Consider the following 14,863-nt stretch of genomic DNA (forward strand, 5'->3'; position numbering starts at 1 on the left):
TTGTTCCTCCTCTCTTTACGTGGATTTAGAAACCTGCCAGAAAGGAAGAATACTCCAGCATGGCTTTTACTGAAGGACGTGTCTTGGCATCAGTGAGCGGTGTATTATCATTCTTGGATGGTTTTGAGTTTACTTCGATGAGCCAAATTTTTCCTGATGTATCCATAGCAAGATCAATACCGAGTTCTCCAAAATGGGCTGGAATGGTTTCCTCGATTCCTGCAGCAATTTCAAGTGCAGCTCTGTTCATCTGTGCGATGGCATTTTTTTTGACTTCTAGGGGCAGAAGGGTCTTGTTCACCGCATCTTTCACGGTGCTGAGTGATCCGCCTCTGGCCAGATTCGATACAAAATGACTTCCTCCAGCTATGCGGGCAACAATAGAAGTAACCTTCCACTTTCCCGTATTGTTCTTCTGAACCAAGGCTCGGAAGTCCACCGGCCTTTTGCTGATCTCAATTAGATGTAGTCCTTGCTGAATCTGATATTTTGTCGTTTTCATTTTTCCTGATATACCGGCAAAGAGTTTAGCAAGGTTCGGGTATACTTGTTTCTGAACTCCGCCTACTAAGGTGGCATGAGTCTGATAGGAGCCGTCGGCTTGCCTAGAAATACGTATGATTCCCTTGCCAAGGCTGCCCCGAACAGGTTTAAGAAAAACGACGGGGTAAGTCAGACACATACTTTTGAGCACAGCAAATGATCTGAGTAAGTGTGACTCCGGCAAATACCGTTTTAGTCCTACATTTTTTTTGAGTGCTTCGAACACTTCGTGCTTATCGAGAAATTTCTCATTGTACGTTAGTGTTCCGTAGCGGGATTTTACTTCCTTCACAAAATGCTGTACGCTAGGTTTGTTCTCAAGTTTGCGTGAAGTAAGCCGATTATTTACAACATCAGCTATTGGCATGACTGTTTTTTTCCAGCCGTCATCATAAATCCAGCCTTCGATTTTTCCTGTCACCGTTCCGATGTGATCGGGCGTAATGAAATACACATACGCTCCTTGTTTTTGACACGCACCGACCAGTTCTCTACAGAACATGGTAATGGAACCAAAAGGCTTATCAAGCTGATTCGGGTGGTCACGGCTGATTAGAACGCTAATAAGCGGTCCAATGCGTAGCGTACTGCTGTCAGCATGATAACGAATCTGGAGGACAGTTTGAGGAACGAGTCCGAGTTTCTTGGCCAAAGACGGACTCATTCGCATCCCTTCGTATTTCGGGACGGAAAGAACGGTTACTTCATGATTGAAACTTCCAAATGCAAGTATTAACGGACGTCCGGTGGGGATTTTCCATTGTTTGAGCAATTTATCCCCGAGCATCACGACGTCATCCTGCAGGAGGCCAGATCCGCTTATTTGGATCGCTACTTTTTTCTTGGACATCGTGGATCTCCTTCCAGGGGGCAAACAAGATGTCTGTTGTTTGAAGATGGAATGGTAAATAGAACAATGCATGTGCTTCATCATATGAGGACATATATCCCTTGGTGATTGACCTACTTTTTAAAATTGTTTAACTTGCCTTATTCTGATCAAAAAATTGAAATCAAAATGAAAAATCAGCTAGGAGGAACAAATAATGAACGTTCATGACAAAGCTAACGAACTTGCAAAAGCACTGAAAGAAAGTGAAGAAGTACAGGAAATTACAGCGGCAATGAAATTGGTGGATGCAGATCCAGAGAGTAAGCGTATGCTAGAGGACTTCCGTAGACGACAAAATGAAATCCAACAACGGATGATGACGGGCGATATGCCGGCTCAAGAAGAAATGGAACAGATGGAAAAATCATTTGAAGTACTAAGTCTGAACCTGAGTATTCGCAGATTATTCGAAGCGGAGCGTCGTTTGAGCACGGTAATTGAAGATGTAAACAAGATCATTATGGAGAGTCTCCAACATCTTTATGGCGGACCTGCTAACTAATTAGATCTAGATCGATTCTTTCATTTTCTCGCTCTCTATAATTTGTCCACATATTTTGATTTCTTCACTCATAGAATAGATATATAGATTCATGTGAAGAAGGAGTGAAAATATGGTAGGGAAATTAAAATTATCAAAAGCAAAACACGTCATCTACATGCTGATTGCAGGCGGGATGATCTTGTATGCGTTGCCGAATCTATCGTTCACAGGCTGGAATGCGGCGTTTAGTGCCACTTGGCTGGGCTTTGCCCTTCTGGTTATCGGAGCTAATCTGCACTTTATTCTCGGCGTGGATGAGGAGAAGAAGAAAGCACTCGACCGGGTACGAAGATCAAAACTTCGTCAGTGGGAATTGAAGTGGTCGGATGATAAGGAGAGTGGGAAAAAAGTGAAAATCGTTCCTGCTAAGGAGCGCTCACAGTGAATCTTTCACAGTGAGGGTTGTTCTGTAAGCCAGTAGAAATGGCGACAGGACAACCCTTTTTCATTATTCTTTTCAAAAACCTTTTTTTGGGTATTTCCTTCTGTTCATGATATAATGAATACAGACTAGTACAGTTCGGACAAAAAGGGGTGTAACAGAGTGGAAGGTCATGAAGAAACCGTTACGAAGCATGCACAGCTTCTGGAGTACATAGGACAGCTGAAGATCGGAACAAAAATTTCAGTTCGTGGACTTGCTAAAGAAATGGGAGTAAGTGAGGGGACGGCATATCGTGCAGTTAAGGAAGCCGAAAATGCAGGACTTGTCGTAACAAGAGAAAGAGTCGGAACCGTACGTGTAGAGAAAAGACTACGTGGTGCATCAGAGCAGCTTACGTTCGGTGATGTGGTGGAGATTGTAGAAGGATACGCACTCGGTGGTAGTGACGGACTGTCTAAACCTTTACATAAGTATGTGATTGGTGCAATGAAGGAAGAGGCTATGGCCAAATATATTGATGCAGGTAGCTTACTCATTGTAGGGAACCGGGATAATGCTCATACCCTGGCACTGAGTCAGGGGGCAGGAGTACTGATCACGGGTGGATTTGAAACGAACTCCGAGGTGATACGGCTAGCCAATGAGCTGAGCCTGCCTATTATTTCATCCCGTCATGACACCTTCACAGTTGCATCGATGATTAACCGGGCCATTTTTGATCGTCTTATTAAGAAGAAAATCATGCTGGTCGAAGATATTGTGGGGGACAGGCCTAGAGCCTACTTCCTTAAACTAAGTAGTACGGCTACAGACTTCAGCCGATTGGTCCTTGAAACAGGTGAACTTCGTTTTCCTGTTGTTGATGAGTGGAACCGGGTCATAGGGATTATAAGTCGCAAGGATGTCATCGAGCTGGAGCATGATCAGGCAATAGATAAAAGTGTGGTACGTAAACCCGTCACAGCCACACTCAAAACATCCCTTGCTTCTGCGGCTCAGCTCATGGCTTCGGAGGGGATTGATTATTTACCTATTGTAGATCGGAATCGTAAGCTGATTACTTCCGTCAAACGTAGAGAAGTACTTGATGCCATGCGGGAAGCACAGAAACAGCCACAGCTTGGAGAAACATTTGACCATTTGATCTGGAACGGGTTTGTAGAAGAACGGGGACCCGAAGGAGATATTAGGTATGATGGAATTGTTATCCCTCAGATGGCAACGGATCTTGGTACGATCTCGGAAGGGGTTCTTGTCAATTTAATGACACAAGCAGGCTATAAAGCAGCACAGGAGAGAACAGGCAGTGATCACGTACTGGAGAATATAACGACTTATTTTGTCCGGCCTGTTCAGATCGAAGACAAGATTAGCATTGTCCCATCCGTACTTGAACTTAGTAGACGTAACTGTAAACTCGATATTGATATTATACGCGAGGATGAAAAGCTGATATGTAAAGCAATTATGACACTTCAATCCATTGATCGGGTATAGAACAAAAAGCGAAAAGTCCTCCTTACACAGGAGACTTTTCGCTTTTTTGATTGGAATAATAACTGCGGTTTCGAATACCAGCAAAAACATGAAATGCCCCAAGCACAAGAAAGAGCGCTTCTACAATGACGGAAACCGTAGATCCTTGAAACATGAACATTTGGATACAGGCCAGCACAATGAGCATGATCCCCATCCAGATGTTGGTTGTTGCCTGCATAACACCTTTTTGCTGCGGATCACGTGTACGTCTGCTTCGAATACTGGAAAATGCTGCAGTTACCGTAGAGACAAGAAGAAGGGCAAACAATGCATATCTTATGATATCAAGCATGAGTAGCAAAGACAGCTCCTTTTGTAGAAAGTGTAAATCATGCTGTCCACATTGTATCATGAATCGTAGTTTTATATTGAAAATATTACCATCATATAAGCAATAATATTAGCGGTTCAAGGGCGTGATCTCTACCCATACTTGGAGTACGCCTTCCATAACAAGCATGGTCGTGATTTTCACAGAATAGGGCTTCTCTCTTACTGTATATGTTTTTTTATCCATCATAATTCGGGTCATTTTACTATATTCATCGATGTTGTATACATCTCTTCCCCGCAGTACCTCAAGGTCATCTCCTAAAAGCTGAATGATCTCTTTCACGGAGACCGAGTCGGGAATCTTGTCCGATTCTTCTGCACGGATATTAATTTCCTTGATTACGGTCTGTCTCTTGCTGTACTTCTTTAAATTTTTAATATCATCGATGTACTGCTCCTCCTGAATCTTCAGGTCCTTATTTTCAAGCCACAGCTCGTTATAACTTGCATGAAAGATGGCATTATAGACAATGCATCCCACAATCATACCTAGTACAAACACACCGGATAACTGCATAAAAGGACGTAAACGATAGGTTGGGGGTACACGCATGGAACGCTTACCTCCTTCCTAATTCCGTATTGTGCAAATCCACTTGACAAGCTCTGTACCCATATGGGCCCCGAGGAAAGCAAAGATAAGATACAAAATCTGTTTGATTGCCGGTGATAAATTCCCGTCCAGCACATTGCTTTCTATGACGCGCATGGGATCAATCGTACCGCCAACGGCTGCGGCAAGTGCCCAAATCTTGATTTTGCCTGCCACATCCAGCATGGTCTGTGTAGGTGGCTGTAAGGAGATTACAGCTCCGATACCGCCTAGCATGGCTCCACCAAGTACGATGCCAAAAGCAATAAAGAAATCAAGGATAATTTTAGACATAAAACTCATATCTCTGTCCGTCTCCTTTCTGCTCTCCTTCGCAGATTTACTTCTGAAGGAAGCACACAGCTTGCTTGTACTCTATTCTATGGGCGGAGCCTCCTTTGTTATGATAAAATAGAAAAGATAAAATACGTGAAATTACGATGTGTGAGGGAAAGGATGTAAGAGACATGAGTTCATTTGTGCATTTGCATGTTCATAGCGAATACAGCCTGCTTGACGGTGCTGCACGGATTGTAGAGCTCGTGGACAAAGCAGCGAAGGACGGGATGAAAGCTCTGGCGTTAACTGACCATGGGGTTATGTACGGAGCAATCCCTTTTTATAAAGCATGTGTAGCTAAAGGCATCAAGCCCATTATAGGCTGTGAAGCTTATATGACAGCAGGTTCCCGTCATGATCGGGGAAATCGTAAGGATCAGCCGATTCATCATTTGATTTTGCTTGCCCAGAATATGACGGGTTATCAGAACTTGATGAAACTTTGTTCTATTGGTCATCTGGAAGGATTTCATTACAAACCTCGAATAGATATGGAAAGCCTTGCAAAATACAATGAGGGAATTATTTGTTTAAGTGCATGCCTTGGAGGTGAAATTCCCCAGCATTTATTGATGGGCCGTCCGGACGAAGCTAGAGAGGCAGCTATTCGTTATAAAGATATTTTTGGAGACCGTTTCTATCTTGAACTCCAAGATCATGGTCTTGCAGAACAGAAGCGTGTCAATCCAGAGCTTATTCGACTCTCGAAAGAGCTTGAGATTCCGCTTGTTGCTACGAATGATGCTCATTATTTATCTGAGGAAGATGCAGAAGTTCAGGATGTTTTAATTTGTATAGGTACGGGGAAAACCGTGGAAGATGAAGACCGGCTTCGTATCCCTTCCAGCCAGCTTTATTTGAAGAGCAGCGAGCAGATGCAAAGACTGTTCCCACACGTGCCCGAAGCCATAGCAAACACGGTCCAGATCGCAGACCGCACGGACTTGAAGTTTGAATTTGGGAATTCTATTTTACCAGCTTATAGACCATTGCCCGATGGACTCACACCAGGAGAATACTTGAAGAAGCTTTGTGAGGAAGGGCTGACTTCCCGGTATCAGGATACGGAGCGCTGGCTCAGTGAGAAAGGGAAGAAAGAGCTGTTCGATAGACTGTATTATGAACTTGGTGTAATCGAAGAGATGGGCTTCTCGGATTACTTCTTAATCGTATGGGATTTCATTGCTTACGCTCATGAGGAAGGAATTGCAACAGGCCCAGGACGGGGTTCGTCTGCGGGCAGTCTCGTTGCTTATGTACTGCGGATCACCAATGTAGATCCAATCAAATACCGCCTTCTCTTTGAACGGTTTCTCAACCCGGAACGGATTACGATGCCTGATATAGATATCGATTTTAGTGACGAACGCAGAGACGAGGTAATTGATTATGTCTCTAGAAAATATGGACGAGAGCATGTTGCCCAGATTATTACGTTTGGAACACTGGCGGCAAGAGCAGCGGTAAGAGATGTGGGCAGAGTGCTTGGTATTCCTTATGCTGAGGTGGACAAAGCTGCCAAGCTAATCCCTGGGCAGATTGGTATGAATATTACCAAGGCAATTGAGCTTACACCGGAACTTAAAGCGCTCTATGAAACGAAGCCCAAAACGAGAGAATTGCTTGATATGGCAAGAAAAGTGGAGGGAATGCCGAGACATGCTTCTACGCACGCAGCGGGTGTTGTTATCTCAAGGGATCCACTCACTGATGCAGTCCCTCTTCAGGAAGGTAGCGAAGGGGCAGCACTGACGCAGTACTCAATGGAAAATCTGGAGTCTATTGGTTTGCTTAAGATGGACTTTTTGGGACTGCGAACTTTGTCAATTATTGAGCGTTGTCTTCGCTGGGTTAAAGAGCAGGAAGGGGAGACACCGGATTTTCGGTTTATCCCTGATGATGATCATAAGACGTATGAGATGCTGGGGAGCGGTGAGACGACGGGGATTTTCCAATTGGAATCAGCTGGAGTACGCAGAGTGCTTAAGGATCTGAAACCTTCCGTTTTTGAAGATATTATTTCTGTTCTTGCTCTATATCGTCCGGGTCCGATGGAATTTATTCCGAAATACATTCAGGGTAAACATGGGCTCATTGAAGTGGATTACCCGCACAAGGATCTAATTCCAATTCTTGAAGATACGTACGGGATCATTGTGTATCAGGAACAGATCATGCAGATCGCTTCGAGTATGGCCGGTTTTTCTCTCGGAGAAGCGGATTTGTTACGCCGAGCGGTATCCAAGAAAAAAAGAGAAGTTCTCGATCTTGAACGAGAACATTTTGTTAAAGGCAGCCTTGCTGAAGGATACAGCAAGGAGGAAGCGGATCACGTCTATGACATGATTGTCCGTTTTGCCAACTACGGATTTCCACGTGCTCATGCGGCAGCATACGGAATACTAGCTTTTCAGACAGCTTACTTAAAAGCACATTATCCTGCTCCATTTATGGCTTCCATGTTGACTGCTGTCATGGGGAATCACCGAAAAGTAGCAGAATATGTTGTCGAATGTAGGCGAATGGGGATTCCTGTACTTCCACCTGACGTGAATGAGAGCGGGATATTATTTACACCCGTCTTCGGCCAAACAGTAGATTCTTCAAATGATGAACCCGGAAAACTGGAGTGGGCCGGTGGAATTCGTTTTGGTCTTGCTGCGATTAAAAATGTTGGGACGCAAGCGATGGAGAGTATCCTGACCGTACGAAGTAAGGAAGGACCTTTTGCAAGTCTGCTCGACTTTTGCAGAAGGGTGGACCTTAGGGTTTGTAACAAACGCGTTATTGAATCCTTGATTCAGGCAGGTGCGTTTGATCAGCTTCCAGGGCACCGGGCTCAGCTTCTTGCGATGCTCGATGAAGTCGTTGAAGCGGCACTGAAGTGGCGAAAAGAAAGGGAAGATTTACAGATTCAGCTCTTCGATTTTGTAGAAACTCCTAACTGGGAGATTGAGTATCCGGACATTCCACGTCACAGCATGTCACAGCAGCTTGAGCTCGAGCGAGAACTCCTTGGGCTTTATCTCTCAGGTCATCCGCTTGATCATTTTAGCGAGGTACTTGAGACAGAAGAAGCGAGCAAACTTATGGAATTAGCAGATACTCCTGATGAGTCAGTGATTGTAACGGCAGGCATGGTGGTATCGGTTAAACCGATAACTACAAAACAAGGGAAATCAATGGCTTTCATGGAACTTGAGGACCAAATTGAACGGACGGAAGTTGTTCTTTTTCCAGAAGTATGGAAAAAAAGTCAACAGTTAATCGACAAGGGAGAATTACTTGCTATTCGTGCCAAAGTACAACTGCAGGATGAAGGATTCAAGCTTCTTGCCGACGAAATAGCTCCATTATCTGGTGAGAATTTGCGGCGTCTTGCTATACAAAAACAGCGAACCTCGGGACGTCGTGATAAGAAATTTGAACCCGCTTTTCAAGGGAAGACAAGAGTTGCTTCTTCGCCAGAGCAAGCTCCTGTGGTACCCAGTCATACGAAGGTAAATACGGTGTCAGAAGGTGCTGCTTTGGCGCCTAATGAGGCGGGTGAGGCGGTTAGTGCATCGACTAACCTAGAGTCCACTAATAAACCCCGTGTGCGTGTAAAACAACGTGTTTACATGAAGGTTACACCGGCAGCGGAACAGTCAGGTGTCCTTACGAGGCTGAAGGCACTGCTGCAAGAGCATCCGGGACCTGTGGCTACCGTGCTATTCTATGAAGAACATAGATCCTACAGAGCTTTAAGCGACGCTTACAGTATCAAACCTTCTCCAGAGCTCATTGCTGGTTTAGAAGAAATGCTCGGAAAAGGAACCGTAATTGTAAAGTAAAAGTAAAGGAACGCTATATCTTTTTAGACATACAGCAATTTACGTACTTTTTACGAACTATTTCCGTCCCGGGTGCATACACTTAGGAACACCTAAAATTTGGTGCATTTTTAAGTAGCAAGCTTGCTCTCACTTTGATACTGTTCCTTTCAAAATGAGGCAAGCATGCCTATAGGGATGGGGGAATCAGCAGATGTCATATGAGATTGCGGAAGCGATGCTGAAACGACGAGGTGTAACGATTGAATCCATTGCAGAAATCGTGTTCGCCCTTCAAAAAAAGTTTCACCCGGAACTGAGAGAAGAAGAGTGTGTGGAGAGTGTGCGTGCCGTTTTATGTAAACGAGAAGTGCAGTATACCCTCTATACGGGAATTGCACTGGATGAGCTCGCAGAGAAGAAGTTGTTGCCTCAGCCTCTTCAAGCACTGCTAGAAGCTGATGAGCCACTCTATGGTGTGGACGAGACTCTAGCTCTAGGTATTACTAGTGTGTACGGGATGATTGGGCTTACGAGCTTTGGTTATCTGGACAAAGAGAAGACAGGAATTATCGAAAAACTGAATGATAACAATTCGGGGATTCATGTTTTTCTGGATGATCTCGTTGCAGGACTTGCCGCTGCGGCCTCTGCACGGATTGCGCACAAAAACATTAGCGCCAAAAATTATCCTTTTAATCCATAAAATATAGGTTTAACTCAAGGGGAAATAGGCGAAAACAAAAGTTACATGAACATTGTAGAACGACACATGAATTATTCTGCCTCCAAGCCTTTCTTGCGGAAAAAAAGAGAGGTATGTTATCATTAACCCATTATGCGAGCTTTGAACTTGAGGCTTAGGGGGCGGAAATGGCATGTGGACGGTGATATATATTGCACCGACAGCAAAAATTGCTGAAAGACTTAAAACTCGGCTTGCGGATGAAGGATTTCTGGTACAGGCCCGTCCCATCAGTTTATCCAAGCAACAGTATGAAATTCTCGTTCCCTCCGGTGAGCTTGAAGAGGTTCAGGAAGTACTGAATTCCATCTTGCATTCATAGTTGAAGCAATGGGGTTCTATTCTTATTTGCGGACCTATTCATAATAGCAGGGATTTAAAGTAAAGAGCGAACGACTCCCTTGCCAGTGTGTCTGTCTCCTCTTTTTTTTGCTTATAGGCACTTTTTTTTGCTAGCCCATGCTATGTTGTTAATGGCTGGTCATTATTGGACTGGCAAGCCATCAAATTTACGGCTGAAGAGGTGTAGTTGTGTTCAAAGATATATTCCAGAAGAAGCGGAAATACGCGACCATTCCTTCAGAGCGAACAGGGCAGAATGATGCTCCTGAAGGAGTGGACCGCCCAAGACGTGAGATCCCAGAAGGTCTCATGAACAAGTGCAGTAAATGCGGCACGATTCAATATAGCAAAGAGCTTGAGAAGAATTTGAAAGTCTGTCCTTCTTGTGGCTATCATATGCGTTTAAATGCAATGGAGCGGATCAAGATGACACTTGATGAGGGCTTTACCGAATATGATGCAGATATGATTTCGGTCGATCCTCTAGAGTTTCCTGGTTACAAAACAAAGTTGGAACAGCAGACAATGAAATCAGGCCTCAAAGATGCTGTTGTCACCGGTGAAGGTACTATTGACGGACATCCCGTAGTAGTTGCTGTTATGAGTTTTGACTTTTTTTCAGGAAGTATGGGTTCGGTTGTCGGTGAGAAGATTACGCGGGCAATTGAAAAAGCGACGGAAAAAAACCTGCCACTGATTATATTCTCCACATCAGGTGGAGCTCGGATGCAGGAAAGTATTCTGAGTCTTATGCAGATGGCCAAAACAAGTAGTGCCCTCGCAAGATTGGACGAGCAGGGCGGACTATACATTTCCGTCATTACGGATCCAACAACAGGTGGCGTGTCCGCCAGCTTTGCTATGCTTGGAGATATTAATATAGCGGAACCGGGAGCCATCTTCGGTTTTGCCGGACGAATTGTGATTGAGCAAACCATTCGCCAGAAATTGCCGGATGACTTCCAGACTGCTGAATTTAACTTGCAGCATGGACAACTGGATATGGTTGTGAACCGTAAAGATTTGCGGACGACCCTAGCCAAATTACTGGACATGCATGAAGTGAAGGGAGAGGTGTAAGTTGGCGGGAGAGTTGCCATATGAAGCGCCCCTTACGGAGATGCGCAAGAAGATTGAAGAGCTTCAGCAGTTCGGCCTTGAAAAAGGGATTGATTTTACAGAAGAAGTGAGCCGATTAGAAGAGCGGTATACGAAACTTGAGGAAGAAATTTATTCTTCCATCACGGCTCCACAGAAAGTGCAGCTTGCAAGACATCATCAGCGCCCAACTTCACTGGATCTTATATCACTTATTTTTACCGATTTCATGGAGCTTCACGGAGATCGATTGTTTGGTGATGATCTAGCAGTCATCGGTGGTCTCGCTAGGCTTAGTGGCACACCGGTAACGGTTATTGGCCAGCAGCGAGGTAAAGACACGAAAGATAATATTGCACGATTTTTCGGTAGTGCTCATCCCGAAGGTTTTCGAAAAGCACTTCGTTTGATGCGCCAGGCGGACAAATTTGGTCGTCCTGTTATTACTTTTGTGGATACAAAGGGTGCTTATCCAGGTAAAACGGCTGAGGAACGAGGTCAATCAGAAGCTATTGCTCGTAACCTGATTGAAATGGCCAAGTTATCTGTACCTGTCATTTGTGTCGTTATTGGTGAAGGTGGAAGCGGTGGGGCTCTAGCAATGGCTGTGGGTAACCGGGTTCTTATGCTGGAGCATGCAATTTATTCTGCAATTTCGCCTAACGGAGCTGCTTCCATCCTGTGGAAAGATGCTTCAAAGGCAGATCAAGCCGCAGAAGCTATGAAGATTACAGCTCAGCATCTGATAGAAATGGAAGTTGTTGAAGATATTGTGCCTGAGCCTAAGGGCGGCGCCCATCGTGATTATGAAGCGACGGCGGAGGCCATTAAGCAAAAACTTGAACAGCATCTTGCAGAATTATCATCTATGACCGGAGAACAACTTCGTCAAGACCGGTACAACAAGTTCCGGAAAATAGGTGAATTTCAGGAAAATATGGAAAAATTAGAAGAACCAATTTTAGAAGATTCCGCTTTAGGCAAAGATTAATATGACAAAGTTCCTATACAAATGACGAAATTTGTAGTAGATTTAATTGTTGGAAAAGGATATATAAAGAGAGTCTTGAAAACGGAGGAAACTACAAAAATGCGCAAAACAAAAATTGTATGTACCATTGGTCCTTCCAGTGAATCGTTGGAGAACACAAAAAAGTTGATCATGGCTGGTATGAACGTATCTCGCTTGAACTTCTCCCACGGTGATTATGAAGAGCACGGAGGTCGTATCAAAACAATTCGTCAGGCTTCTGAAGAATTGAACAAAACCGTTGCAATTCTGCTAGATACCAAAGGACCTGAGATTCGCACAGGTAAACTTGAAGTAGAACCAATTGAGTTGGTTCAAGATGAGTTTATTACGCTTACAACCGAAGAAATCCTTGGTAACAAAGATCGTATTTCCATTACTTACACAGACTTGCCAGGAGATGTATCGCCAGGATCAACAATTTTGATTGATGACGGTCTGATCGGTTTGACAGTAGTGGAAGTGAATGGCACTGAAATTAAATGCCGTATCGTTAACGGCGGTACGATCAAGAGTAAAAAAGGTGTCAACGTACCGGGAGTTAACATTTCCCTACCAGGTATTACCGAGAAAGACGCAAACGATATCATTTTCGGAATTGAACAAGGCATCGATTTTATTGCGGCTTCCTTCGTTCGTAAAGCAAGTGACGTACTTGAAATTCGCGAACTGCTTGAAAAGCATAACGCAGGCCATATCCATATTATTTCCAAAATTGAGAACCAACAAGGTGTAGATAACCTTGATGAAATTCTTGAAGTTTCTGATGGCTTGATGGTTGCTCGTGGTGACCTTGGTGTAGAAATTCCAGCGGAAGATGTTCCTATTGTGCAAAAACGCATGATTGAAAAATGTAATATTGCCGGTAAACCGGTAATTACAGCGACTCAAATGCTGGATTCCATGCAACGTAACCCACGCCCGACTCGTGCGGAAGCAAGTGACGTGGCTAATGCGATCTTTGACGGTACAGATGCAATCATGTTGTCTGGTGAGACAGCAGCAGGGAAATACCCAGTTGAATCTGTTCTGACAATGGCTCGTATTGCTGAAAAAGCTGAATCAGCTCTGAACTATCGTGACCTTTACAAAAAACAACGTAGCGCTCAAGAAACAACTGTAACGGAAGCGATCAGCCAGTCTGTAGCAATCAGTGCATTTGACCTGCATGCGAAAGCAATTATTACTTCGACGGAATCTGGTCACACAGCTCGTATGGTTTCCAAATACCGTCCAGAAGCGCCAATCGTAGCAGTAACGAACGAAGACCGTACGATGCGTAAGCTCGCTTTGACTTGGGGCGTAACTCCAGTTAAAGGTATCCCTTGTGATACTACTGACGGATTGTTTGAAAATGCAGTAGCAGGTGGTAAAAAATCCGGTATCGTGCAAGAAGGAGATCTTGTTGTGATTACAGCAGGTATTCCACTTGGTCGCTCCGGTTCTACGAACTTGATTAAAATTGATCAAATCTAATCGTTTTGATCAACATAGAATGACAACAAGAAGCAATGGAGCCGATGGGTTCCATTGCTTTTTTACACATTAAAACCTCGGTAAAGGAAGTGGGAAGTATATGAGTCCGATTAAGGAAACGGCAGATAATGTGAAAAGCCCATGGTATGGGGCACGTTTTCGCGTTCGTTATCAGGAAAGTGACCAGATGGGCGTTGTATACCACGCCAACTACGTAAATTGGTTTGAGATTGGCAGAACCGAGATGATTCGTAGCTTGGGGCTCACTTATCGTAGTATGGAAGAAGAAGGTGTACTTCTACCAGTGATCGGTCTGGACCTGAAATATAAAAGACCAGCCAAATATGATGATTATGTCACCGTGTGGACTAGAATTAATCAGATGAGTAGTGTCCGGCTTAGTTATGAATACGAAGTAAGAAGAGACGACAGTCTTTCTGACGTAGAGCATAGTCCTTCTTCCGTAGGACCTGTTTTACCATCAGCGGTTCTGCCAGGTGAACTTCTTGTTACCGGTACAACCCAACATGCCTGGGTGAACCGTGATTTTAGGCCTGTTAGACTTGATAAAAGCTTTCCAAACCTGTACGATGCTTTAAGTAAGGCTTTGAGGTAGGGAAGGGAGTAACCATGCATGCGAAACTGGATGTGGGCTGCGCTTTTAATAATTCCCGGTGTGGAATTGTTTGGATTTATATGGGTAAGTGAAAGAATCGGCGCTGGATACACGATATTATTAATTGTTTTAACTTCACTGATTGGTATGGCAATGATGCAATTTGAAGGTCGCAAAGTACTTCAGGATTCCCAGAAAGAGATGCAAAATGGTCAGGTACCGGGTCGAAAGATGCTCGACGGACTTTGTGTTTTTGTGGGGGGCATGTTACTTGTCATTCCAGGGTTTTTGACCGATATTATTGGGTTTACACTTCTTTTTCCATTGACAAGACCGCTATATCGAATCTTTTTGTTAAAGTGGCTTGAGAAGAAAATGAAGGATGGTAAGATCAGGATTCATCGGCGATTTTGAATAGGTTAAGGAGCAGGAAGAACGAATTCTTCCTGCTCCTTTTTTATGGAAAAAAGTGATAAACATAGTGCTTCTTGTTTGTCAATGAAAGTGATTACAAAAAAATCCTTATCTCCGTGATAAAAACCTTTAATTCTGAAAGCTTGATAAATAAAGGATTAGT

General features: G+C 44.0%; 15 protein-coding genes. 11 read left to right on the forward strand and 4 right to left on the reverse strand.

The window, feature by feature from the left end; genetic code table 11:
* Nucleotides 1–25: 25 nt before the first annotated feature.
* A complete protein-coding gene (locus KFT32_RS09010) occupies nucleotides 26–1,393 on the reverse strand; it encodes a YheC/YheD family endospore coat-associated protein (RefSeq protein WP_211746807.1) in 1,368 nt (455 codons plus the stop codon).
* Nucleotides 1,394–1,589: 196 nt separating this feature from the next.
* Here KFT32_RS09010 and KFT32_RS09015 point away from each other — a divergent pair, with 196 nt between their 5' ends.
* The 3 genes from KFT32_RS09015 (at nucleotide 1,590) to KFT32_RS09025 (ending at nucleotide 3,861) form a co-directional block, all read left to right on the forward strand.
* Nucleotides 1,590–1,937 carry a YlbF/YmcA family competence regulator gene (locus KFT32_RS09015; protein ID WP_211746808.1) on the forward strand — a complete coding sequence of 116 codons (348 nt, stop codon included), beginning with the start codon at nucleotides 1,590–1,592 and terminating at the stop codon, nucleotides 1,935–1,937.
* A 112-nt stretch (nucleotides 1,938–2,049) separates the two neighbouring features.
* Entirely contained in the window at nucleotides 2,050–2,364 is a 315-nt protein-coding gene (locus tag KFT32_RS09020; protein ID WP_211746809.1) for a hypothetical protein, read from the forward strand.
* Between the two features lie 159 nt (nucleotides 2,365–2,523).
* Nucleotides 2,524–3,861, forward strand: coding sequence for a DRTGG domain-containing protein (locus KFT32_RS09025; RefSeq protein WP_211746810.1), 1,338 nt, complete (start codon nucleotides 2,524–2,526; stop codon nucleotides 3,859–3,861).
* Nucleotides 3,862–3,883: 22 nt separating this feature from the next.
* Here KFT32_RS09025 and KFT32_RS09030 read toward each other — a convergent pair whose 3' ends face one another.
* The 3 genes from KFT32_RS09030 to KFT32_RS09040 form a co-directional block, all read right to left on the reverse strand.
* Nucleotides 3,884–4,195 (reverse strand): YtpI family protein, encoded by a 312-nt coding sequence (locus tag KFT32_RS09030; RefSeq protein WP_211746811.1) that lies wholly within the window; start codon nucleotides 4,193–4,195, stop codon nucleotides 3,884–3,886.
* A 108-nt stretch (nucleotides 4,196–4,303) separates the two neighbouring features.
* The gene (locus KFT32_RS09035) at nucleotides 4,304–4,789 is read right to left on the reverse strand and encodes a sporulation membrane protein YtrI (protein WP_211746812.1); all 486 of its coding nucleotides are present in this window, start codon (nucleotides 4,787–4,789) and stop codon (nucleotides 4,304–4,306) included.
* Nucleotides 4,790–4,807: 18 nt separating this feature from the next.
* On the reverse strand, nucleotides 4,808–5,131 hold the full coding sequence (locus KFT32_RS09040) for a YtrH family sporulation protein (RefSeq protein ID WP_211746813.1): 324 nt from the start codon (nucleotides 5,129–5,131) through the stop codon (nucleotides 4,808–4,810).
* Between the two features lie 164 nt (nucleotides 5,132–5,295).
* On the opposite strand from KFT32_RS09040, the gene KFT32_RS09045 reads away from it, so the two are divergent.
* The 8 genes from KFT32_RS09045 to KFT32_RS09080 all read left to right on the forward strand — a co-directional run bounded on the left by KFT32_RS09045 (nucleotide 5,296) and on the right by KFT32_RS09080 (nucleotide 14,700).
* Nucleotides 5,296–9,000, forward strand: a complete 3,705-nt coding sequence (locus KFT32_RS09045) for a DNA polymerase III subunit alpha (RefSeq protein WP_211746814.1) — start codon at nucleotides 5,296–5,298, stop codon at nucleotides 8,998–9,000.
* Between the two features lie 193 nt (nucleotides 9,001–9,193).
* Nucleotides 9,194–9,685 (forward strand): phosphatidylglycerophosphatase A family protein, encoded by a 492-nt coding sequence (locus KFT32_RS09050; protein WP_211746815.1) that lies wholly within the window; start codon nucleotides 9,194–9,196, stop codon nucleotides 9,683–9,685.
* 172 nt (nucleotides 9,686–9,857) lie between these two features.
* Complete coding sequence (locus KFT32_RS09055; RefSeq protein ID WP_211746816.1) at nucleotides 9,858–10,046, forward strand: glutamate decarboxylase; 189 nt, start codon at nucleotides 9,858–9,860, stop codon at nucleotides 10,044–10,046.
* A gap of 209 nt (nucleotides 10,047–10,255) precedes the next feature.
* On the forward strand, nucleotides 10,256–11,146 hold the full coding sequence (gene accD / locus KFT32_RS09060; protein ID WP_211746817.1) for an acetyl-CoA carboxylase, carboxyltransferase subunit beta: 891 nt from the start codon (nucleotides 10,256–10,258) through the stop codon (nucleotides 11,144–11,146).
* 1 nt (nucleotide 11,147) lies between these two features.
* Nucleotides 11,148–12,155 carry an acetyl-CoA carboxylase carboxyltransferase subunit alpha gene (locus KFT32_RS09065; protein WP_211746818.1) on the forward strand — a complete coding sequence of 336 codons (1,008 nt, stop codon included), beginning with the start codon at nucleotides 11,148–11,150 and terminating at the stop codon, nucleotides 12,153–12,155.
* 99 nt (nucleotides 12,156–12,254) lie between these two features.
* Complete coding sequence (gene pyk, locus KFT32_RS09070; protein WP_211746819.1) at nucleotides 12,255–13,670, forward strand: pyruvate kinase; 1,416 nt, start codon at nucleotides 12,255–12,257, stop codon at nucleotides 13,668–13,670.
* Between the two features lie 100 nt (nucleotides 13,671–13,770).
* Nucleotides 13,771–14,286: an acyl-CoA thioesterase gene (locus KFT32_RS09075; protein ID WP_211746820.1), complete on the forward strand. Its 516-nt coding sequence runs from the start codon at nucleotides 13,771–13,773 to the stop codon at nucleotides 14,284–14,286.
* Between the two features lie 18 nt (nucleotides 14,287–14,304).
* On the forward strand, nucleotides 14,305–14,700 hold the full coding sequence (locus tag KFT32_RS09080) for an FxsA family protein (protein ID WP_211746821.1): 396 nt from the start codon (nucleotides 14,305–14,307) through the stop codon (nucleotides 14,698–14,700).
* Nucleotides 14,701–14,863: the final 163 nt, after the last annotated feature.

The sequence above is a fragment of the Paenibacillus sp. Marseille-Q4541 genome (genome assembly GCF_018310695.1).
Lineage (GTDB): Bacteria > Bacillota > Bacilli > Paenibacillales > Paenibacillaceae > Paenibacillus.

Excerpts from the sequence above, each read along its gene's own strand:
- KFT32_RS09045 (WP_211746814.1), top strand. The coding sequence starts at position 5,296 with ATGAGTTCATTTGTGCATTTGCATGTTCATAGCGAATACAGCCTGCTT.
- KFT32_RS09030 (WP_211746811.1), bottom strand. The coding sequence starts at position 4,195 with ATGCTTGATATCATAAGATATGCATTGTTTGCCCTTCTTCTTGTCTCT.
- KFT32_RS09055 (WP_211746816.1), top strand. The coding sequence starts at position 9,858 with ATGTGGACGGTGATATATATTGCACCGACAGCAAAAATTGCTGAAAGA.
- KFT32_RS09080 (WP_211746821.1), top strand. The coding sequence starts at position 14,305 with ATGCGAAACTGGATGTGGGCTGCGCTTTTAATAATTCCCGGTGTGGAA.
- pyk (WP_211746819.1), top strand. The coding sequence starts at position 12,255 with ATGCGCAAAACAAAAATTGTATGTACCATTGGTCCTTCCAGTGAATCG.
- KFT32_RS09040 (WP_211746813.1), bottom strand. The coding sequence starts at position 5,131 with ATGAGTTTTATGTCTAAAATTATCCTTGATTTCTTTATTGCTTTTGGC.
- KFT32_RS09015 (WP_211746808.1), top strand. The coding sequence starts at position 1,590 with ATGAACGTTCATGACAAAGCTAACGAACTTGCAAAAGCACTGAAAGAA.
- KFT32_RS09075 (WP_211746820.1), top strand. The coding sequence starts at position 13,771 with ATGAGTCCGATTAAGGAAACGGCAGATAATGTGAAAAGCCCATGGTAT.
- KFT32_RS09050 (WP_211746815.1), top strand. The coding sequence starts at position 9,194 with ATGTCATATGAGATTGCGGAAGCGATGCTGAAACGACGAGGTGTAACG.
- KFT32_RS09035 (WP_211746812.1), bottom strand. The coding sequence starts at position 4,789 with ATGCGTGTACCCCCAACCTATCGTTTACGTCCTTTTATGCAGTTATCC.
- KFT32_RS09020 (WP_211746809.1), top strand. The coding sequence starts at position 2,050 with ATGGTAGGGAAATTAAAATTATCAAAAGCAAAACACGTCATCTACATG.
- KFT32_RS09010 (WP_211746807.1), bottom strand. The coding sequence starts at position 1,393 with ATGTCCAAGAAAAAAGTAGCGATCCAAATAAGCGGATCTGGCCTCCTG.